The 21,185-nt window shown below is 60.7% G+C and carries 18 protein-coding genes and 2 pseudogenes; all 20 read right to left on the bottom strand.

Going from position 1 to position 21,185, the window contains the following annotated elements; all coding sequences use genetic code 11:
- The coding region (locus PACILC2_RS23010; RefSeq protein WP_213531108.1) for a hypothetical protein at positions 1-1,567 on the bottom strand (1,567 nt) is incomplete at its 3' end.
- 42 nt (positions 1,568-1,609) lie between these two features.
- A complete protein-coding gene (locus PACILC2_RS23015; protein ID WP_213531110.1) occupies positions 1,610-2,527 on the bottom strand; it encodes an ABC transporter permease in 918 nt (305 codons plus the stop codon).
- Positions 2,524-3,455: pseudogene (locus PACILC2_RS23020) on the bottom strand (ABC transporter ATP-binding protein). The gene PACILC2_RS23015 and the pseudogene PACILC2_RS23020 overlap by 4 nt, the downstream one beginning before the upstream one ends.
- A gap of 23 nt (positions 3,456-3,478) precedes the next feature.
- Positions 3,479-3,715, bottom strand: coding sequence for a hypothetical protein (locus PACILC2_RS29930; RefSeq protein WP_504739392.1), 237 nt, complete (start codon positions 3,713-3,715; stop codon positions 3,479-3,481).
- A 185-nt stretch (positions 3,716-3,900) separates the two neighbouring features.
- Positions 3,901-4,476 (bottom strand): annotated as a pseudogene (locus PACILC2_RS29935) (DUF8725 domain-containing protein); the annotation flags it as partial.
- Positions 4,404-4,838: a hypothetical protein gene (locus PACILC2_RS23030; RefSeq protein WP_213531114.1), complete on the bottom strand. Its 435-nt coding sequence runs from the start codon at positions 4,836-4,838 to the stop codon at positions 4,404-4,406. The pseudogene PACILC2_RS29935 and the gene PACILC2_RS23030, both read right to left, overlap by 73 nt.
- Positions 4,778-5,875 (bottom strand): DUF8726 domain-containing protein, encoded by a 1,098-nt coding sequence (locus PACILC2_RS23035; RefSeq protein ID WP_213531116.1) that lies wholly within the window; start codon positions 5,873-5,875, stop codon positions 4,778-4,780. The genes PACILC2_RS23030 and PACILC2_RS23035 overlap by 61 nt, the downstream gene beginning before the upstream one ends.
- A gap of 288 nt (positions 5,876-6,163) precedes the next feature.
- Positions 6,164-6,475 carry a YbjQ family protein gene (locus tag PACILC2_RS23040; RefSeq protein ID WP_213531118.1) on the bottom strand — a complete coding sequence of 104 codons (312 nt, stop codon included), beginning with the start codon at positions 6,473-6,475 and terminating at the stop codon, positions 6,164-6,166.
- Positions 6,476-6,645: 170 nt separating this feature from the next.
- The gene (locus PACILC2_RS23045) at positions 6,646-8,076 is read right to left on the bottom strand and encodes a CoA-acylating methylmalonate-semialdehyde dehydrogenase (protein WP_213531120.1); all 1,431 of its coding nucleotides are present in this window, start codon (positions 8,074-8,076) and stop codon (positions 6,646-6,648) included.
- 98 nt (positions 8,077-8,174) lie between these two features.
- Positions 8,175-9,170, bottom strand: coding sequence for a 5-dehydro-2-deoxygluconokinase (iolC, locus tag PACILC2_RS23050; RefSeq protein WP_213531122.1), 996 nt, complete (start codon positions 9,168-9,170; stop codon positions 8,175-8,177).
- Entirely contained in the window at positions 9,167-10,027 is an 861-nt protein-coding gene (gene iolB / locus PACILC2_RS23055; protein ID WP_213531124.1) for a 5-deoxy-glucuronate isomerase, read from the bottom strand. The genes iolC and iolB overlap by 4 nt, the downstream gene beginning before the upstream one ends.
- Before the next feature lie 34 nt (positions 10,028-10,061).
- Positions 10,062-11,075 carry an inositol 2-dehydrogenase gene (iolG, locus tag PACILC2_RS23060; RefSeq protein WP_062492653.1) on the bottom strand — a complete coding sequence of 338 codons (1,014 nt, stop codon included), beginning with the start codon at positions 11,073-11,075 and terminating at the stop codon, positions 10,062-10,064.
- A gap of 52 nt (positions 11,076-11,127) precedes the next feature.
- A complete protein-coding gene (locus PACILC2_RS23065; protein WP_307860688.1) occupies positions 11,128-11,718 on the bottom strand; it encodes a TIM barrel protein in 591 nt (196 codons plus the stop codon).
- A gap of 316 nt (positions 11,719-12,034) precedes the next feature.
- Positions 12,035-13,897, bottom strand: a complete 1,863-nt coding sequence (iolD, locus tag PACILC2_RS23070; protein ID WP_213531131.1) for a 3D-(3,5/4)-trihydroxycyclohexane-1,2-dione acylhydrolase (decyclizing) — start codon at positions 13,895-13,897, stop codon at positions 12,035-12,037.
- A gap of 359 nt (positions 13,898-14,256) precedes the next feature.
- Complete coding sequence (locus PACILC2_RS23075; RefSeq protein WP_062492651.1) at positions 14,257-15,270, bottom strand: LacI family DNA-binding transcriptional regulator; 1,014 nt, start codon at positions 15,268-15,270, stop codon at positions 14,257-14,259.
- A gap of 178 nt (positions 15,271-15,448) precedes the next feature.
- On the bottom strand, positions 15,449-16,747 hold the full coding sequence (locus tag PACILC2_RS23080; protein ID WP_213531127.1) for a CehA/McbA family metallohydrolase: 1,299 nt from the start codon (positions 16,745-16,747) through the stop codon (positions 15,449-15,451).
- Positions 16,748-16,791: 44 nt separating this feature from the next.
- Positions 16,792-17,661: a carbohydrate ABC transporter permease gene (locus PACILC2_RS23085; protein ID WP_062492649.1), complete on the bottom strand. Its 870-nt coding sequence runs from the start codon at positions 17,659-17,661 to the stop codon at positions 16,792-16,794.
- Positions 17,662-17,669: 8 nt separating this feature from the next.
- Positions 17,670-18,545, bottom strand: coding sequence for an ABC transporter permease subunit (locus tag PACILC2_RS23090; RefSeq protein WP_213531129.1), 876 nt, complete (start codon positions 18,543-18,545; stop codon positions 17,670-17,672).
- A gap of 44 nt (positions 18,546-18,589) precedes the next feature.
- A complete protein-coding gene (locus PACILC2_RS23095) occupies positions 18,590-19,996 on the bottom strand; it encodes an extracellular solute-binding protein (protein WP_244863778.1) in 1,407 nt (468 codons plus the stop codon).
- 168 nt (positions 19,997-20,164) lie between these two features.
- Complete coding sequence (locus tag PACILC2_RS23100; RefSeq protein WP_244863779.1) at positions 20,165-21,127, bottom strand: LacI family DNA-binding transcriptional regulator; 963 nt, start codon at positions 21,125-21,127, stop codon at positions 20,165-20,167.
- Positions 21,128-21,185: the final 58 nt, after the last annotated feature.

Consider the following 21,185-nt stretch of genomic DNA (forward strand, 5'->3'; position numbering starts at 1 on the left):
GGCCGCGGCCTCCCGCGCCGGTTCCGCCCGCAAGACCGCCCTGCCCGCTTCCGCTGCCCGCACCTTGGCCGTTTCCGCCGCCCGCACCTTGGCCGTTTCCGCCGCCCGCGCCCTGGCCGCTTCCGCCGCCTGCGCCTTGCCCTGCTCCGGCTCCCGCGCCTTGCTCCGCTCCGGCTCCCTTGCCCGTCCCTGCGCCCTGTCCCGAGCCGGTTCCCGAACCTTCACCGGCGCTTTGACCTTGGCCCGATTGGCCTCCGCTTTCACTTTCTCCGCCCTCGCCGCCGGCCGCGCCGGACGGCGCTCCTCCGCTTCCGGCGGCTGAACCGCTCGCTCTTCCGCCCGTCGCGGCGCGCGCAATCATGCCTGACGGCACATCGAATCCTTGCGCAGCAAGCTGTTCGGCAAGCGTCTGCCCGGATTCCCCGAGCCGCTCGGCCAATTGTTCGGCGAGCGCTTCCAGCTCGGCTTGCGTCAGCTCGCGGTCCAACGCGTCGGCCAATTCGTCCAGCGCATCGCTATCTTCCCCGCCGCTTTCGCCGCCGCGGACCTGCTCCGCCGCTTTTTCCAGCGCCTGCTTCAGCGCGCCGGCTTCATCCGGCTGCTGCCCGGCGATCCGTTCCAGCGCCTCCGCGATCGCTTTCCGCTCCTCGTCGGACAGCCGTCTGAGCTCGTCGCGAAGCGTATCGAGCGATTGGCGTACGGCAGCCGCATCCCGATTTTGCAGCGCCTGCCCGACAGGACGCAGCGCCGGTTCGCCGCGAAGCGCATCTGCGGCCGCATCGAGACGCCTCATCGCCTCACGCGCCCGTTCCGCCGCCGCTTCCATCTCCCGAAGCGTCTCTTCGAATTGCTCAAGCGCCGCATCCGGGTCGGCAGCGCGTTTCATATCCCGCCGCAGCTCATCCAGCGATCGCGCCAGCGGCTCCTTAGCCTCCTCCGGCAGGTCCCGGCTCCGAATCTCCTCTGCCAGCTCATCCAGCTCTTGTGCGGCGTCCGTCAAACGGTGTCTCGCCTCGGCGAGCGCCTTCGCCCGGTCATCCAGCGGATTGGGCCAGGCGAGCAACAAGGCCGCCGCCAGCCAGATCGCCGCCAGACCGGCCGCCTCGCGTTTTCGGTTTCGCCAGGAAGGCCACGGCAGCCGCTCCTTGAGCGACTCGCCGTACCGCTTCGCCTGCTCGATCGCCTCTTCGCGCTGCAGCCGGGCGACCGGCGCCTCGCTTTCCAGCGCCCCGAGCGCCGTGCAGACCGCGTCGTTCGTGCCGGTCCGGTCCATGACCCGGGCGGCTTCCTCCGCCGTCGCCCGCCGCCATATCGCGTAGGCGGCACCGCCAGCGGCGCCGGCGCAGACTAGCGCCGCCGCATACCAACGGGCATGCAGCAAGGGCCATATCCGGCTCGCCGCAAGCGGCAGCAGCGCGGCGGCGCTGCCGGCAAGCAGGCCGGTCAGCGAGGCGCCGGCAAGACGGAACAACGTCAGCCGCCGCCGGACCGGCAGCAGCAGCTCAAGCAGCGGATGCCTGCGGGAAGGCGGCCCGGCACGCCTGATGCGATCATCCTCCCGGTCCATGAGCCCCTCTCCTTTCGATTAACGGGTAGACGCGCGTCTCCTTTATGTTCTCCGCTTCAACCGCGGACGAAGGTAACGGATGCTGAGCCCGATAAGCAAGCTCGTTACAATCGAATAGATCAGAATGAATTCCTGCCACAGCGTCATCGGCGATCGCGAATTGCCCTGCATGCCGCTGACGAAAAACGCCTGGCGCGTCAGGCTAGGTTCGAGTATGCTGTACATCGCCGCCGCCGGGTTAAGCGCCAACAGATGGCCGATCCAGCGGTACGGCGGCGCCCCTGTCGAGGGGACATTGCGGTACAGCTCCTGCAGAACGCCGTTCAGAAACAGAAACATAAGCGCGGTCCCGATGAACAAAAACAGCGTAACACCGTACGTTGCGATGACAGCCAGCATCGTTCGCTTGAACAGCGTGGAGAACAGCAATCCGAAAGCGCCGAGCACGAACATGACGAAAACGAAAAACAGAAATAAGCCGAGCAGCTGCCAGGGCGAAATGCCGCCGTACAAAAATACGATACTGTATACCGGCATCGTCGCCAGCACGATCAAAATCATGAAAGCGAGCGACGAAACGAGCTTGCTCAAAATGATCGTCGCCGAGCTCTGCTGCGTCGTGAGCAGCAGGTTGAGCGTCTGCTTTTCCCGTTCCCCGCTGATGACGCCGGCAGTCAGGCCGGGCGCCATAAATGCGATCAACCCCATCTGGGCGAACGATATGAAAATAAACATCATCCGGCTTTCTTCCGGATTGAAGGCGGACGGTCCGTGACGGTTAATCTCCGTCATCAAATAGATGAACGCCAGAGCGGCTGCGCCCATCGCCCCGACGTAAAAGAAAAGCGCCCACATTGAGCGGGGAGTGCGCATCCGCAACCGGAATTCTTTATCCAGCACGGGGTTGACCAGCTTGCTGCTCCATGAGGACCGGCCTTTCGCCGCCGAACCGTTTTTCATGCCGTTCCGCCGCCTCCTTTCGTAATCTCGAGAAAGATATCTTCCAGATTCGTCTGCGCCTCGCTGAACGAAATGAGCCGGAAGCCTTCATCCAGCAGCTGGCGAAGCAAATCGGCCTGCTCCTCGTCCCCGCCGGCAAAATGGACATGCACGACGCGGTCGTCTCGCATCGTTCGCGTCACGAGCGGATGGTTTCGCAGGAAAGCCTCGGCTTCCTCCTCGCGGCCCGTCAAGCGGACGGACAAAATCCGTTTGACCCGGAGCCGGTTCTGGATGTCCGCGACTTTGCCCTGGGCGATAATCTGTCCGTGCTCGATGACGCCGATCTCGTCGACCATCTCGGCGAGTTCCGGCAAAATATGCGAGGAAATTATGATCGTCTTGCCCATCGCTTTCAATTCCTTCAATATTTCGCGCATCTCGATGCGAGCTCGCGGATCGAGGCCGGAAGCCGGCTCGTCGAGAATGAGCAACTCCGGATCGTGTACAAGACAGCGGGCCAGACAGAGCCGCTGCTTCATGCCGCGGGACAGCGTATCGACGTAGGCATCGCGTTTGTCGCTCAGATTGACCAGTTCGAGCAGCTGCGGAATGAGCTGATCCCGCTCGCTCTTCGGAATGCCGTAGCTGGCGCCGTAAAAATGCAAATATTCCGTCGTCTTGAACTGATCGTACACGCCGAAGAAGTCCGGCATATACCCGATCCGCTTGCGCACTTCTTTCGGATGCTCGGTCACCTCGAAGCCGTCTACCTTGACCGAGCCCGACGTCGGCGCCATAAGCGTCGACAGAATGAGCATCGTCGTCGACTTTCCGGCTCCGTTCGGTCCGACAAAACCGAACACCGTCCCTTTTCGATTGTCAAATCGATCGATTTCAGCGCCTGGAAAGCGCCGAACGATTTCGTAAGCCCCCGGATCTCCACCATCGGTACGGAAGTTTTCGTTTCCATCAGCGCTTCACCTTCCCTTCCAGACCGATGCCCGGCAGCCTTGTTTCCGATTGCGCGGCTACGGCGGCCTTCATCCGTATAATCCCCCCGTCGGCTACATAATTCGGGGATCGTTCGCCCAAATCGAGAGTGCCGGAACCGAGCTGAAGCTCCGTCCATTCGCCCGCGGCCGCGTCCCAGATCGACCATTGAATCCGGTTTTGCTGGGCGAACCGGTTGTCCGGATAGATGCGCAGCGATTCGTAATCGACGCCCGCGCTCTCGGAAGCCGGTACTCAAATTCCAGTTCCCCTCTGGTGAGGCTCATGGTTCCGTCCTGATTTCTTGTCATCTGCTCCATCCGATTGTCGGTAATGAACGGCTGAACCGTACCCGGCGGCACATAATAGCGGCCGTCCTGCACCGATTCGAGACGGAACGGCTGAACCCACAGCGTCACATTGTCCGTTTTCACCTGCTTGCCGTTTACCTCAAACCAGGGATTCCCGTCTTTGCTGAAGCCCACGACGACCGGCTCAAGCGGCAGCGGCGAGTCCTGGTACCGGTTCATGTAATTTGCCGCAAGCGCGCGTTCCCGGGCGAACTCGTCGTTTCGCGTATTGGGGCCTTGCGGGAACAGGAGCATACCGTAATCGACATACGCCGGCGGCGCGGTCTGCGTATAGCCGGGTACGGTCGCCGTCGCGGTGCCGCCCGGGGGCAAGTCGCCGAGCTTGTACGCGCCGCCGTTCATCAGCACATGCACGTTCGTCAGCGCGGTCGGCGTGCCATTGGTCACATCGATGCGCAAACCGCCGTTTTCGTAGCTCGTTTTAATATCGAAACGGCCGGCATCGTCCACCTTGCGCCCTTCGATCCATCCTTTTCGCGTCGACCAATAGGGGACATCGCTCCAGGCGACCGTCGTGGCCGATTCCCCGACTGTCACTTGCTCCGTATTGTCGAGCCGCAATCCGCCGCCCGGATTGTTCCGGTTCGGATAGGTAAGCACGCGCATCTGTTCGGGGAACGACGCCCGCACCGTTCCGCCGGTCGGCGAAAAATCGCCGTCACGCCGGTCTGAAAGCCGTCCCCGAGGCCGGTCAGCTCGATCGTTTGCACGGAATGCGTCATCATCGTCCGCTTGTCCGCCACGCCGACTAGGAAGATGACAATGCTGGTTGCAACCGAGACGGCGGGAATAAGCCACCATGCCCATTCACGCTTGTCGATTTTGTAGAGCAGCAAATAGATAACCGGTGCCACGAGCACCAGGTAGATCAGGAAGCAGACAAGTAAAATCCGGATATCGGGCGGATTCAGCGACGGAAACATGTCGGCGATTTGCTGCAGTCCCCAGAATCGGTTGTCATAGCCCATTTTAAGTCCCGGCTGCAGCGGCAACAGATTTTTTGCAGCAGCTGCGCCCAGACGGCCGGACTGCCGCTCCAGGAGGCGAACGGTTCGAGGGACGGATCGAATGCGACATACAGCGCTTCTCCTCGGCCGATTGCCCGTTTGGCCGCCAGCGGCAGCCCGTTTTCGGAAACGATCACGCTTCCCGCGGCCAATTCGCCTGTCGATACGGTGACCGCGCTCCCGGCGGGCAGCGGCTTGCCGCCATAAGACTCCAGCGCCGGAAGGGCTTTCAACGTCTCGGTTCCGCCGGGCTTGACAGGCGTAATATCGGCGAACGCTTCGGCCGTCTTGGCGTAGCCGGCGCCTCCGGCTAAAATGAGCGTGCCGCCGCGTTTGACCCAGGTCACGATCGCTTCCACTTGTTCGCCGCTCAAGGTCGCCGTCGGCACATCGTTCAGCACCAGCGCATCGAGCATATCGTATGCCGCGGCTTGTTCGGCAAGCTGCTCCGCTTTCAGCGGCACGACCTCGATCGCATAACCTTTCTGATTGAGCGTCGGCATAAAATTAAGCGTGTCGGGATCGCGCGACACCACGCCGATCATGAACGATGCCGTCAGCTGATTGGTCAAATATTCGAGTCCGACTTTCACTTCTTTGCCTGACTTGACGCCGCCTTCGAAGAACCGGATACGGTTCGTATCCTTGTTCAGCGAGACACCGGGCAGCATCATCGTCACCTCGATTGGCGTGCTGCGCGGTAGCTCCACCGGAACGACATAGTCTGTCGACTGCCCGCCGTACGGCACGTAAACCGACACGGCCAGCTCGCCTTTCAAATCTTTGGCCGTACGGTTGGTCAACGTCAGCTTCACGGGCTGCCACACCATATCTTTCGCTTTCCCTTGGTAGCCGGTCTCGGCTTGCACGGCGATGCCGGCTTCGGCGTCGGCGCTGTCGGCGAACGCCGGCGCGGCCTGCAGCAAACCGAACATCAGCAGCAATAAAGCTGTCAATGCCGCAATTGTGCCGTTACGGCGATTTAAAGACGATGTCAATCCGATAACCCCTCTTTCGTCCCACTTTTCTTTACATTTCTGTTAACGAGCCTTTCGGATAAAAAGTTTCATCCCGACGAGCGAATGTGACAAAGGATTCCGTTCATTTTGCGGCATGGGCGGCGCGCCATACTTTGCGGCATGGGCGCGCGCCATACAAAGAGCAGCTGCATTTAGCAGCTGCCGCAATGTGCACGCCCCCGCCTCAAACAGCAAAGCTCCCCCGGCGAACGGAGGAGCTTGCTGTCAACTATAGCTTGCTGTCAAGCATTCGGCTTTGGCCTGCGGTCAGCAGCGGACCGCGGTGCCGCTTACGGTGACCATGAGCATGCCGTCGCGGACCACTTCGTAATCGATGTCGATGCCGACGATGGCGTTGGCGCCGAGACGTGCCGCCTGGCTTTTCATCTCATCCATCGCGATGTCCCGCGCTTCTTTCAGCTTGTTTTCGTAAGCGCCGGAACGCCCTCCGATCACATCGGTGATCGATGCGAGAAAATCGCGCACTACGTTTGCACCCATGATGGCTTCCCCGTTGACGATGCCCAAATAGTCGATAATCGGCCGGTTTTCCAATGTCGGCGTAGTCGTAACGATCATGTTATCCCTCCGGAAACGTTTTATTGGCATTTAATCCTAACGGTAGGTGATACGCGATAATGTGTCCGGAGTTTCAACAATCCATGCGATCCCGATGACATGTGGTTGACCGCGACCGCCAAGCCATCATGCGGCGAGCCGCGCGCCGGGAAATCAATAGCGGGCGACGATCATTTTTTGCGTGTATAAAACTCGACGCCGTCCCGGCCGTTGGCGTGAAGGTCGCCGTAGAACGATTTTTTGTATCCGGAAAACGGGAAGAACGCCATCGGCGCGGGCACTCCGACGTTAATGCCAAGCATCCCGGCGTCGATACGCTCCCGGAAATGCCGGATCGCCTTGGCGCTGTCCGTATAAATGCAACTGCCGTTGGCAAATTCGGAAGCGTTCGCGATATCGATCGCCTCGTCCAGCGTGGCCGCCCGGACAACCGACAGTACCGGAGCGAATATTTCGTCCGTCCATATTTTCATGCCCTGCCGCACATGATCGAATATCGTCGCCCCGAGGAAATAACCGTCGCCCGACGCTTCGGCCGCTTCCCGGCCGTCCAGCACCAGCTCCGCCCCTTCCTGCACGCCGGCTTCGATATATTGGATCGTTCTCGCTTTGTGGCTGTCGCGAATGACCGGCCCGAGGAATACGCCTTCGCGCATGCCGGGACCGATTTTCAATCCGCGGGCCGCTTCCGCCAGCCGACTCACAAGCGGATCGGCGATTTCTCCGACCGCGACGACGACCGAAGCGGCCATGCAGCGCTCGCCGGCCGATCCGAACGCGGCGCTGATAATTTCTTTCACCGCGAGATCCAGATTGGCATCCGGCAGGACGATCGAGTGGTTTTTCGCCCCGGCCAGCGCCTGCACCCGTTTGCCGTGCGCGGCGGCCGTCTTGTAGACGTATTCGGCTACCGGCTGGGAGCCGACGAACGAAATGGCGGCGATGCCGGGATGTTCGAGCATGCCGTTCACGACATCATGGGCGCCGTGGACGATATTGAGCACGCCGGGCGGCAGCCCCGCTTCCTCGAACAGCTCGGCGAGTCGGCCCGCCAAAAGCGGAGTCCGTTCGGACGGCTTCAGGACGAACGTATTGCCGCACGCGATCGCAAGCGGAAACATCCAGCACGGCACCATCATCGGAAAATTGAACGGCGTAATGCCGCCGACGACGCCGAGCGGATAGCGGTACATGCTCGATTCGAGCCCTGTCGCAATATCCGGCAGCGTATGGCCCATCAGCAGCGTCGGCGCCCCGGCGGCAAATTCGACACATTCGATGCCGCGCTGCACCTCGCCGTATGCTTCGGAATAGCTTTTGCCGTTCTCCAGTGTGACGAGCTCGGCCAACTCGGACCAATGGTCCACGAGCAGCTGCTGATATTTGAACAGAATGCGCGCCCGCTTCGGCACCGCCACATTCCGCCATTCCTGAAACGCGGCGGCGGCGGCCTCTACCGCCCGGGCGACATCTTCGCCGCCCGAGATCGGCACGTGCGCGATCGTCTCGCCCGTCGCCGGGTTCGGCACGATGTCCGTCCGCCCGGTTGCGGAATCGACCCATTTGCCTCCGATGTAATTTTGGATCTTCTTTATGCTCATGACGCTCTCCTTCCTGTCTGTCGGTTGTCGGCGATTTGCGAAAGTGCCGCCGTTCCCCCGCCCGCAGCAACGTGCGGCGGAACAAACGCATTCGCGGCTCAGCCGTTCGCATACCGCCCGATGACGCCTTCGATCTGCTCCGCCGTCGGCATCGCGTCCGAGCAGCTGTGGCTCGCAACGACGATGGATGCGGCGGCGCTGCCGAACAGCTGGCAGCGTTCGATGTCCCAGCCGTGCAGCAGCCCGTGAATGAACGCGCCGGCGAAAGCGTCGCCCGCGCCGAACGTCTTGACGACCTGGGCGGGGAACGTGCGCCCCGTCCAGCTTCGGCCGTCGCGGGCATACACGGTCGAGCCGTCGCCGCCGCGCTTCACGACGACGATGCCGGCGCTCTCCCGCAACCAGCGTTCCGCGGTCCGCCGGTCATCGCCGTGCGGCGTTTCATACACCGCATCGAGAAGATCGAATTCTTCCCGTCCGCCGAGTATGACATCGCTCTTCGCGGCGGCAATCGAGCAATAGATGCCCGTCTCCTCGCGGGACGTCCAGGTGTACGGCCGATAATCGATGTCGAAGATGACGACGGTTCCGCACTCGCGGGCGACGTGAATCGCCTTGAGCGCGGCTTCCCGCGACGGACTGGCCGCAAGCGCGGTGCCGGATACGAGGAGCGCCTTGGCGCTGCCGATATAGGCCGCGTCAATGTCGCCGGGCTCCAGCTTCAGATCGGCCACATTGTCCCGGTACATTAAGATGCTGCAGTCGGTCGGCGATTTGATTTCCGTAAACGCAAGCCCGGTCACGCTGCCCGATTTGTCGGTTATGACATGGCTCGTATCGATGCCGCGCTCTTCCAGGTAGCGGGTAATGAAACGGCCGTGCTGATCGTCGGACACTCTGCCGATAAAACCCGTTTTCTCCCCCAGCCGCGCGAGCGCGATCGTAATGTTCGCCGGAGAACCGCCGACATATTTGGTAAACGTGCGCGTCTCTTCCATCGGACGATGAATTTCGTTGGCGTTCAGATCGATGCAGAGCCGGCCCAGGCCGATCACGTCGAGCGGACGGCCGGCGGCAAACGGCGGCAGCGTCATCGGCTATCCCCCCCGTTCTTTCCGCCCGCCGCAACCGGACGGCTCCATCCTTGCATAATCCACTCGTGGTCGGGATCGTTATGAAACTTCCAGGTGCGAACCGGCCCGGCCATAACGTTCAAATAATACACATCGTAGCCCGCAGGGGCGCCTACCGGGTGATAGCCTCTCGGCACCAGCACGACGTCGCCGTCCCGCACCGTGATCGTCTCGTCCAGCGACCGGTCATCGGTGTAAACCCGCTGGACCGCGAAGCCATGCGCCGGCTCGATGCGATGGTAATAGGTCTCCTCCAGCAGCGACTCGTCGGGCAGCCGGTCCTCGTCATGCTTGTGCGGCGGATAGCTCGACCAATGGCCGCCCGGCGTATACACTTCCACGACGAGCAGGCTGTCCGCCGGTTCTCCTTCCGGCAAAATATTGCGCACGATGCGCTCGGTCAGTCCTTGCCCGCGTATTTCGACGCCGACGTCGGCGGGGACGATCAGCCGCGCGGGATAGGTGCCCTTCCCCGGCGCCCGGCATACCGCGAGCTCCACCTCCGTCAACGCCTCGACGCCGAATCGGTCTCCCGAAGGCACATAGGCCGAATAGGGCGGCTTCGGTTCGAATACGCTCATCCGCTCCCCGACATCGTCCCACCGCTGGGCCGACGTCCGGATGTCCGCCTTGCCCGACAGCAGTACGAGGCAGCACTCGTCGCTTCCCGTCTCGCTTTCCAGCCGCTCTCCCGGCTTCAGCCGGTACGCCTGGAAACCGACATAGCGCCAGCCTGCCGACGCCGGCGTCACTTCCACAACACAGCCCGAAGCGCCGGGCGTTGCGGCGCTTGGCACAACCAGTTCCGATTTGGGCATCCGTTACCCCTCCTTATTAAACTAATCGGGAAAGTTACCGCACCTCGTCCAGCGCGACAGGTCGCCGCTCAAGCAGCGACAGCTTGGCGGCGTGGGCGATCCGTTCCGCCTGCAGCGCGTCGTTCCCGTCCACGGGCGGCTTCGCGCCGTCGCGAACGCATTCGATGAAACGGCGCGTTTCGTCCGCATAGGCCTCCGCATAGCGTTCCAGAAAAAAGTATTTGGGCAAATCCCGGCTCACCGCGCTTGCGGTGCTAAGTTCCGCATTGTTCGGATAATCGTTGCCGGCGGAGGCGCTCCCTTTCGAGCCGAACACTTCGATCCGCTGATCGTAGCCGTACACGGCGCGGCGGCTGTTGTCGATTACGCCGAGCGCGCCGCTCTCGAACCGAAGCGTCGTAATGGCCGTGTCGATGTCGCCGAGCTCGCCGATAACCGGATCGACCAGCACCGCCCCCTGGGCATATACCTCGGCCACTTCGCTGCCGGCCAAATAACGGGCCATATCGAAATCGTGGATCGCCATGTCCATGAACAACCCGCCGGATACGCGAATGTATTCGGGACTCGGCGGGGCTGGGTCGCGTGACGTAATCCGGATAAGATGCGGTTCGCCGACGGCCCCTTCGTCGATCCACCGGCGCACCCGCATGAAGTGGCGGTCGAAGCGGCGGTTGAAGCCGGTCTGCAAAATAACGCCGGCGCGGCGCACCGCCTCGAGCGCTTTGGCCGTTTCACGGTAATCGAAGCTGACCGGTTTTTCGCAGAACATATGCTTGCCTCGGGCCGCCCCTTCCACAATGATCGCCGCATGCGTATCCGTCGAAGAGCAAATCAGAACGGCGGCGATATCGGGATCGTCCAGCAGCTCGCGGTAATCGGCGGTGACGCGCGGAATGCCGAGCGAATTCGCCCAGTCGCGCAGCTCGCCGGTCAGCCGGACGTCGGAGACGGCCGCCACGCGCACGGCGGGATTTCGGCTCAATTGCTCGGCGTGCAGGCGGCCGATCCGCCCCGCGCCGATAATGCCGATTGAAACGGACGACATGAGTCATAACCTCGCTTTATACGTATTTTCATGCTGTACTGCTGCACAACGTTTACGGCGTAATGCCGCGAATATATTCCATACATTGACGGGCATAGCGGGTCGGCTCGGCGACAGCCGGGTCCTGCTCGGCCTCGATCAAAATCCAGCCCTCGTAACCCCGTTCATGCAGTTCCCGGTAAATCGGCGCAAAATCGATACAGCCGTCGCCGGGCACCGTAAATACTCCCTGACGCACCGCTTCCCGGAAGCGGAGGCCGGCGCGGCGCGCGCGCTCGAGCACGTCCCGGCGCACGTCCTTTAAATGAATGTAGCGGATACGGTCATAATAAGTTCGCAAAATGTCGAGCGGATCGCTGCCGCCGTAGTAGGCGTGGCCGGTATCGTAAAGCATATGCACATACGCCGGGTCCGTCGATTCCATCAGCCTGCGGATGTCTTCCCCGCGTTCGATCACCGTCTCCCCGTGGTAGTGATAGACGAGCTCGAGCCCGACAGATTGGCAATATCGGCCCGCTTCGTTCAATCCTTCGGCAAGATTCCGCCATTGTTCATCGGTAAGCGGCTGTATCGCAACCCGGTTGGAATGCGGATCTTCGAACGCGTCGCCCGTCTCGCAGGCGACGACATAACGGCTGCCCATCGCCCGCAAAAATCGGCATGCTCCCGAAACGCCCGCATCTCCTCTTCCCGCCGCGAGGCGTCGCGGAACGCCAGCGACTTCCATTGCGCCACGAGCGTCATGCCGTATCGTTCCAGCAACCGCGAAAGCTCGGGAACGCTGCGCGGAAATTTGCGGCAAAACTCCGTCCCTTCGAAGCCGAGCGCCTGCATTTGGGACAGAACGTCGTCCGCCGTATAATGATCGCCGAGATCCAGCATATCCTCGTTTACCCAGTTGATGCCCGAAATGCCGTATTTCACGTTCAAAGCCACCGTTCACTCCCCCTAACGCGTTATCAATACGGCCTGGCGGTTTTCAGTTTCTCCCGCATCGCGCCGTAAGCCGCATGGACTTTCTCCGATTCCGCCACTTCCGCCACATCGACCCGCCACCACGACTCGTAATTGTCCGTACCGGTACCCGGCAGCACTTTGATGTCGACCAGCACGGAACGGGTTTCTGCTTTCGCCGCATTCAGCGCCGCCCGAAGCTCCTCCGCCGTGCGCGCCCTAAAGGTTTTGGCGCCGAGCGCCGCCGCTTGGGCCGCATAGTCGATCGTCAGGCAGTCGCCGCTCAATTGGCCGTCCGCCCCCCGCTCGCGGAATTCGTTGCCGAATCCTTCGCTGCCGTTCGCCCGCTGCAAATTGTGGATGCACTGGTATCCGCTGTTGTCCAGCAGAAGCACCGTAATTTTTCGCCCTTCCTGCAAGGACGTGACCAGCTCGGAGTGGAGCATCAAATAGCTGCCGTCCCCGACGAGCGCGTATACTTCGCCGTCCGGCTCGGCCAGCCGTACGCCGAATGCGCCGGACACTTCATAGCCCATGCAGGAAAATCCGTATTCCATATGGTACGTCTTCGGCCTTTCGCACCGCCATAGCCGGTGAAGGTCGCCCGGCAGGCTGCCGGCGGCGCATACGATCACGTCCCGCTCGTCGACGAATTCATTGATGACGCCGAGCACACGGGTTTGAGCCAGGCCGTCTTCCCGCTCCACCGCATAGAGCCGGTCGACTTCCGCGTCCCATTCCCGCTTCAGCGCCGCCAGCTCGGCCTTGTCGTAGCCGGCCGCGTAGCCGGCCGACCGCAGCGCCTCGCCCAAAGCGGCCAGCGCCTCACGCGCGTCGGCGACAACCGGAATGCCGTCCAGCTTCGCGGCATCCGCCGCATTGACGTTGATGTTCACGATTTCCGCCTGCGGATGGCGGAACGCCGTCTTGGACGCCGTCGTAAAATCGGACAGCCGGGTGCCGACGGCGATAATGACATCCGCTTCCGCCGCGAGCCGGTTCGCCGCCAACGTGCCGGTCGCGCCCACGCCGCCGAAGCCAAGCGGATGGTTCCACGCTATCGCGCTCTTGCCCGCCTGCGTCTCCGCGACCGGTATGCCGAACGATTCGGCGAAGCGGACCAGCTCATCGGTCGCGCCGGAATAATGGACGCCGCCGCCGGCGATCAGGAGCGGCCGGCGCTTGCCGCGGATCAGCTCCGCCGCGCGGGCGACCGCAGCCGGAGCCGCGGGACGGCGATCGATCGTATGCACCCGCTCGGCGAAAAACTCCTCGGGGTAATCGTAAGCTTCGCACTGCACGTCCTGCGGCAGGCTGAGCGTCACCGCGCCGGTCTCGGCCGGGTCCGTCAGCACGCGCATCGCGTTCAAGGCGGCTGTCATCAGCTGCTCGGGACGGACGATCCGGTCCCAATATTTGCTGACCGGCTTAAAGGCATCGTTGACGGACACGGTGTAATCATGCGTCACTTCGATCTGCTGAAGAACCGGGTCGGGCTGTCTTCCCGCGAAAATATCGCCGGGCAAAAGAAGCAGCGGAATCCGGTTGATCGTTGCCGTGCCGGCAGCGGTTACCATGTTCAGCGCACCCGGCCCGATCGACGTCGTGCAGGCGAACGTTTCGAGCCGGTTCTTCTGCTTCGCGTATGCGATCGCCGCGTTGGCCATCCCCTGCTCGTTCTTCCCCTGGACAAACAGAATTTCATCCTTGTATTGCTCCAGCGCCTGACCGATGCCGGTTACGTTGCCGTGCCCGAATATTCCCATTACGCCGCGAAAGAACGGACGCCGCTTGCCGTCCACCTCCAAATATTGCCTGCTCAAAAAGCGTACGAGCGCCTGGGCCATCGTCAGTCGAATCGTCCCCATCTCCTCCGTCATCCTCCTTTTAAACGTTTTCAAAGATAAACCGCCGGACAAGTCGAATCGGATCGTCCTTGATACAAGGGGAGATTAACCGATTACCCTAACATCAAGCCACTCCCTTCCCGCATGGTCTGGCACGGTATCCATTGCCGCATTTTACGCAATCGGGTTGTTTTGCAAACGTTGTCTTCTTTATAAACTATAAGCAAAACCATAAAATGATGCCTAAGGTTAACCGCTTACCCTTTAACAATAGCGCCTCTCTCTACCGCTGTCAACATAAAAAATGAGCATCGCGACGATAGCGGCCGCCGCGGCAGCATGCGTCTTATCCGTTCTCCGCAAGCGTGCAGGCGGCCCGGTTACAGGCCGCCCGCTACGGGCGCCGTCGAGCGGCGGACGACAAGCTCCGGCAAAAGCACGAGACGCTGTTTGGTCCGCTTCTCGCCGCGAATTTCCTGAAGCAGCGCATCGAACGCGCGCCGTCCGATATCCTGAATCGGCTGGGACACCGTCGTCAGCGGGGGCGCTGTAATCGTCGCGAGCATCGTATTGTCGAATCCGACGACCGACAGCTGCTCCGGCACCTGAAGACCGCGCTCGAAGGCGGCCTGCAACGCGCCGATCGCCAATACGTCGTTGCAGGCGAACAGCGCCGTCGGCGGCTCGCCGCCGCCTAGCAGACGCGCGGCCGCCTTGCGTCCGCCGTCGACGGTATAGCTTGCTTCGGCGATCAGCGAATCGTCCGCCTCGATGCCCGCTTCGGCCATCGCCTGACGGCAGCCGCGAATCCGCTCGGGACTGCTGGAGGCGCCCAGCTTCTCGGCGATAATGCCGATCCGCCGGTGCCCGAGTCCGACCAAATGCTTCCCGGCCATATAACCGCCCATAAAATCGTCGACCATCACGGTATCGACCGGCAGCGACGGCAGCTCCCGGGAAATCGCGACGATCGGCATCCGCTGTTCGGCCAGCTCCCGCAGCAATCCGTCCTGCCCGGTGCTCGTCGCGATCATAATGCCGTCCACGCATTTTTGCACCATCAGCGACAAATATTTTTCTTCTTTGGACGGGTCGTTGTCGGTGCTGCAGATTAACAGGCTGAAACCGAATTCGTGGCCGCGGTCCTCGACGGCCCGGGCGATCTCCGCAAAATAAGGGTTGGCCAAATCCGGCAGCATCAGGCCGACGGTCGACGTGCTTCTTCTGGTGAGCGCCGCCGCGACCATGCTGGGCTGGTAGCGCAGCTCCTCCATAATTTCGGTTACTCGCTTGCGCGTCTTGTCGCTGATGCGGCCGGTCCCGTTAATCACTTTCGACACGGTCGCGGTCGAAACGCCGGCCGCGCGCGCGACATCGTAAATCGTCGGCTTCATAACTCGTTTCTCTCCCTGTGCGTACGTTCATTTTTCCGCAACATCAACACCAACATCTTACGATACGACGCACGGGAAAGCAAAATGCGGGGTCGTCGCACGCCAACCGCAAGCCAACGATGCAGCCGACTTCGCCGATCAAGCAAAGCTTGAACGCCATCGCCGTACAATCCGCGGCTTAACCTTCTTGCGGCTCAAAATAGATCGGGTTCGTGACGGCAGCCAGCAGCACGCGGTCCACTTCTTCGAATTTGCGCCATATTTCGGCGCGAATATACTGCCGCCCCCGTTCATGCCATTCCAGTACCGCGCTCCCGCCGTCCGCGGCGCTTACGGCGATGTCCCGCTCGACGCCGCGATCGCTGATCAGCCGGATCGCGTCTCCTTCGCGCAGGCGCTCCGCGGTAAGGATGACCGGCGGTCGGCCGGAGTCGTCCGCAACCGCGTCGCCGACGATCCGGTCGCCGCAAGCGAGCGAAACGAACGGACCGTCCGGCGCCCAGCTCAGCACGACATGCCCGGCGTCGATGCCTTCCAGTATCCCGTCCACCGTCCGGGAGCGGCCGTAAACCCAAGTCGTCGGATGGGCATGCTTCCGGTACGGGTCGGGACGATGCATGTCGCTGCCGCCGACCGCCACGATGCGCCGCCCTTTTCTCAGCTGTTCGTCCCACCAGTCGAGCGTGCGGCGGTTCGCCTCGTGCCACGGCCCATTCCATATTTCGACGATGCCGAAATCGTCCGAGAACTCCCATTCCCACGGGCAATAATCGCAGTGCGGATGATTGAGGACGATCATGGCCCCCCGCTCTCTGGCCGTCCGCAGCTTGTCGTTCACGCCGGCCTGATCGACGGACCGGAAGTCGTCGATCGGCACCTCGACGCCCAGCATGTTGCTATGGCCGAAATTGGTCGTAAACTCCATTCCGGGAATCATGACGACCGCGGCATCCCGCGGATAGGCGGCATTCTGGCTCGTCGTATTATGATCCGTCATCGCCAGAAAGTCGCAGCCGAGCTCGGCCATAATCGCGGCATTCTCTTCAAGCGTATAACTTCCGTCGCTGTGCACGCTGTGCATATGAAGATCGCCCTTCAGCCATCGCGGCCGTTCCCGCTCGATCGTGATCGAAACCGAGACATCGCAGCCTTCCTGCGGCACCCGGTACGCCCCGAGCAGCACCGCCCAGCCGCCGGCTTCGAGAGGCCCCGGCGTATAGCCCGGCGTCGCCCGTTCCCGGCCGATCTGAAATTCCCGGCGGGCGCCGCCGCTCCAGCCTCGCAGCCTGACGGCGTCCCGGACGCCAAGGTCGATAACGGCCGTACGTCCTTGTGCCGTCCCTACCGATATGGAGACGTGCAGACGCTCGGCCTCCGGTACCATGTCAAACGGAACTTCGATATAACTCCCCTGCTCCGCCGCTTCGATGCGGCGGGTATAGACCTTCTGAACCGGTCCGATTGCTTCGCGGTCCATGCTATTCCTCCTCTTCGCGCTACGGCTCCGGCATGCCGCGGACGTCACTCTTTGTTCGCGCCCAGCATAATGCCTTTGACAAAATATTTTTGCACATACGGATAGATGGCGATAAGCGGAATCAGGGCGATCACGATTCCCGCCATGCGGACGTTGGTCGTAATAATAAAGTTGCTCGACGTGGAGTCCGTGTCGACGATAAGCGACTTCAGCGCTATTTGCAGCGTATATTTCGTCTGATCGCTAATGTACAGCAACGCCGGCGTAAACTGGTTCCAGCGGCTGACGAATTCGAACAGCGTCACCGTGGCGAGCCCGGCCGACGCAAGCGGCAAATACATCGTCGCGAATATCCGGAAGTCCCCTGCCCCGTCCATCCTGGCCGACTCCGCCATCTCTCCCGGAATGCTCTGGAAGAAGTTGCGCATAAGCAGCACGCTGAAGCCCGAAACGAGTCCCGCGATGATAAGAGACGAAAGCGTATTCAGCAATCCGAGATCCCGATTTACGACATAGAGCGGAATCATGATCGCTTCCCCGGGCACCATCATCGTAATCATAATGAACGATATCATCAGCTTCTTCCCCGGAATCCCCTGCTGGACCAGCACATATCCGGCCATGGAGCTGAGCAGCACATGAGCGGCGGTGCCGACCACCGTGACGATCACGTTGTTCATGAACGGCAAATAAAGCTGCATCCGGTTCCAGACGGTGGTGAAGCCTTCCACGCTGAATTCCTTCGGCCACAGCACGATGCCGGGAGTCATGGATGCCAGATTCGACGAGAAAGCGAGCGCGAACGTATTGAGAAACGGAATGATCATGGAGGACATCAAAAGCAGCATCAGCGCAATGTTTGCGATATCGAAACAGCGGCTTTGCCAGCTCGTATACGGTCGGTTGCGGTTCATGTCAGCGCTCACTCCTCATCGTACCGGATCAGTATCCGGATGACAAACGTTATAATCAGCGTGGCCAATATGACCAGAAATCCGGCGGCGGTCGCCATCCCGATCTGGAATTCCAATATGCCTTTCTGATACGTATACATCATAATAACATCGACTTTGCCCGCGATAGCGCCGTTTCTCATGACGAAAATCTGGTCGAACATTTTCAGAACGCTCATCACATGCAGCATCAGCACGACTTTCATCGTGGAAACGAGCTGCGGCAGCGTAACGTAGCGGACCAGATGCCACCGGTTGGCCCCGTCGATTCGGGCCGCCTCGTACAGAGACGGGTTGATCGACACGATCGCAGCCAAATAAAGAATGCACGTAAAGCCGACTTCCTTCCATACGGCCGTGAAAACCATAACCGGTCTCGCGTACGCTTCCTGCGACATGAAACCGATCGGCTTCTCCGCTCCCAGGGCAAGCAGCAGCTGGTTGACGATGCCCGTGTCGGGCGACAGCATCATAATCCACATGCCGCCGACGACGACCCAGGAGAACAGATGGGGCAAATAGACAACCATTTGCACGATCTTTTTGAACCAGGAGGCGAACACCTCGTTCAAAAGCAAAGCGAGAGCGATCGGCATAATAAAGCCGATCGCGAGGATGCTCCCGCCGATAATGAGCGTATTGGCAAACGTATCCCAAAACGCGGAATCTTTCAGCACTTGCGCATAGTTATCCAGTCCGACGAACGGCCGGTCGCCGATCAGCCGGAACTGCTGGAAGCTGATAACAAAGCCGCGGACGAGCGGATAGTAGGCAAATATGAGAAAGTAGGCTATGATGGGCAGCATCATCAAATAGACGGCCCGGTATTTCACGATCGCCTTCATGCGAGTCCACCACCTTGATTATCCATCGATCAGACCGTTCGCCTTCAGCTCTTCCCGCATTTTTTGACCGCATCCGCCGCAGGCATTTGTCCCATAATCGCCTTGAACGAATATTCGTTGATGATCTTCTCGGCGTCCGCCCATCTCGGAGGCGTCAGTTCAAGCGAAGCGTACTTGGCGAGCAAATCCTGCGCTTCCTGAACGCCCGGCAGCTTGCCGAACGGCGGCTCCACGTTTTTGTTGTACCAGAACGGCACGCCGTGGTCCATCGCATGTTCCTTGCCCGTTTGCGTCAGCTCGTATTTGCCGTTCTGCTCCGTGTAATCGTGGTCCTTGATGCCGAGACTGCCGAGTATAATGCCGTCCTTGGAGTGCCACCATTCGATAAATTCGAAGGCCGTCTCCGGATTTTCCGCATTGACCGGAATGACCCATACGTCCGGGTCCCCGCGGCGCAGCATATGATTGCCGTCCGGACCGACGGCGCCCGGCAGCCCTTTTGCCTCGAATTCGGTATTCGGGTCCTGTTCCTTACGGGTATTGTTCAGCATGCCGACCCATGCGTCCCAGTACGTAATCATGCCGACCCGGTCGGTCAGGAACAGATCGCGCATTTTGCCGGTATCGTTCGTGGCGAAATTCGGATCGAGAATGCCTTCCTTGTACAATTTGGCCAACCATTCGTAAATCGGTATCGCGGCATCGGTCGAATACGGCACATCAAGCTTGCCGTCCTTCTCGACATAGCGCTGCTTCAGCCCGGCGGCGCTGAAAAATCCTTGCAACTCGTACATGCCGGCGGTCGACAGGCCGTACGTATCCTTCTTGCCGTTGCCGTCGGGGTCCTGCTCGACGAATGCTTTGAGCACGGTGTAGTAATCATCCAGCGTCTTCGGCTCCGGCAGCCCCAGCTTCTTGAGCCAATCGTTGCGGACGATCGGCATCGTGCCGCCCTGATATTTGGTGAAGACGCCGTAAATTTCGCCGTCCTTCGTCTCGACCTGCGCCCATTCCTCGGACGGAATGACGTTCGGATCGCTGAGCGTCTCCGAGCCTTTCACCTTATCTGTCAGCGGCGTCAGAATGCCCTGCTCGATAAACGTGTTCATCTTCTCCTTGCTGATTTGCAGCAGATCGAATTTTTCTCCGGATGAAACCGCGGCGAGCAGCTTTTTGTCGTAATCCGAAGCCGGCTTTTCGAGCTTGACCGTAATGCCTGTCAGCCGCTCGATCTCTTTCTCGAACAAGCCGTTCTCTTCCGGCGTTTTACCGCCGATGACGCCCGCCATAATTTTGAGCGTCCGCGCTTCCGTCTTCTCTCCTCCTCCGTTGTCCGCGGTTCCTTCCGTCCCTTGCGTTCCTTCGCTCTTTCCGCCCGCGCAGCCGGCAATCATGGAGCCAAGCAGCGTCGCGGCCAATATGGCGTAAATCGCTTTACGTTTTTTTCGCATCGTGTATAACCCTCCCGAATCGGATAAATAGCCGGCCGGACTGGATGCCGGCGACTTTACAAAACCTTAATAAAGCGCTTTCACATGCGACGTTTGGGACCCGCCCGATCGTGCGGCAAACTCATACAAGCGATTTGCATGAGCTGCGCACGATGAGCTTCGTTTCGATCATTTTTGCTGCGGCTCGTATTCCGCCATCATGTCCATCAGCAGGCTGGCCGCTTCGATGCCGAGCGTTTCCGCGTACAGCTCGACCGCGGTCAGCTGCGGCTCCATCTCCTGCGCAAGCGTCGCATCATTGTTCAGCGCAATGACCGAAAGCTCGTCAGGAATCGCGATACCCAGCTCTCTTGCCGCCCGGTAGACGCCGAGCGCCACCCGGTCGGTGTCGGTAATGACGGCCGTAAACGACAGTCGTCCCCACATTTCCCGCAGCGCCGAATACCCGTAAGCGGCGGCATTGCCGTAAGCCTCATGGGAATAATAGGCGATCCGGTCGTCGTCCAGCGCGAGTCCCCGTTCCGCGAACGCGCGTCTCAATCCCGCCGCCCGGTCCGAGGCGACGGTCATGTCGCGGATCGTGTTCAGAAACAGGACGGAGCGGTGGCCGAGGCCGAGCAGGTAGCGGCCGACTTCGCAAGCGAGCGCTTCATTGTCGTTATCCACATAGCTGAGCGACCGGTCGTCCGGGTCCGGACGGCCGACGAGAACGATCGGAATGCCCATCTGGCCGTATCGGTCGATTCTCGGGTCCGCCTTGCGCGGATTGAGTAAAATGACGCCGTCCACCGGGTCCATCGAAAACGATGTCGGATCGTCATGCTCCGGCAGCGTGTCGAGCAGCACCCGATAGCCATGCTTCGCCAATTGCTTCATCACGCCGTTAATCATCTGGATCTCGAAGCCGCTTAAAGACATGTCGCGCGAGATCGGCATTTTCAGCCCCGCGATCATCGTCTTGCGCGTCGCCAGACTGCGCGCGACGTGATTCGGATAATAGCCGAGCTCCTTGGCAACGGCCAACACCCGTTCCGTCACCTCTTGACTGATCGGTCTTTTTTTGCTGAACACGCTCGATACGGTGCCTTTGGATACGCCCACCGCTTTGGCGACGTCGTCGATGGTGGCCATTTTATCCCCCCCTTTCAATTTTACAATTCATTAAAGCGGTTTAACGATCAATCAAAAA

Origin of the sequence: Paenibacillus cisolokensis, assembly GCF_018403665.1 — a bacterium.
Lineage (GTDB): Bacteria > Bacillota > Bacilli > Paenibacillales > Paenibacillaceae > Paenibacillus_AH > Paenibacillus_AH cisolokensis.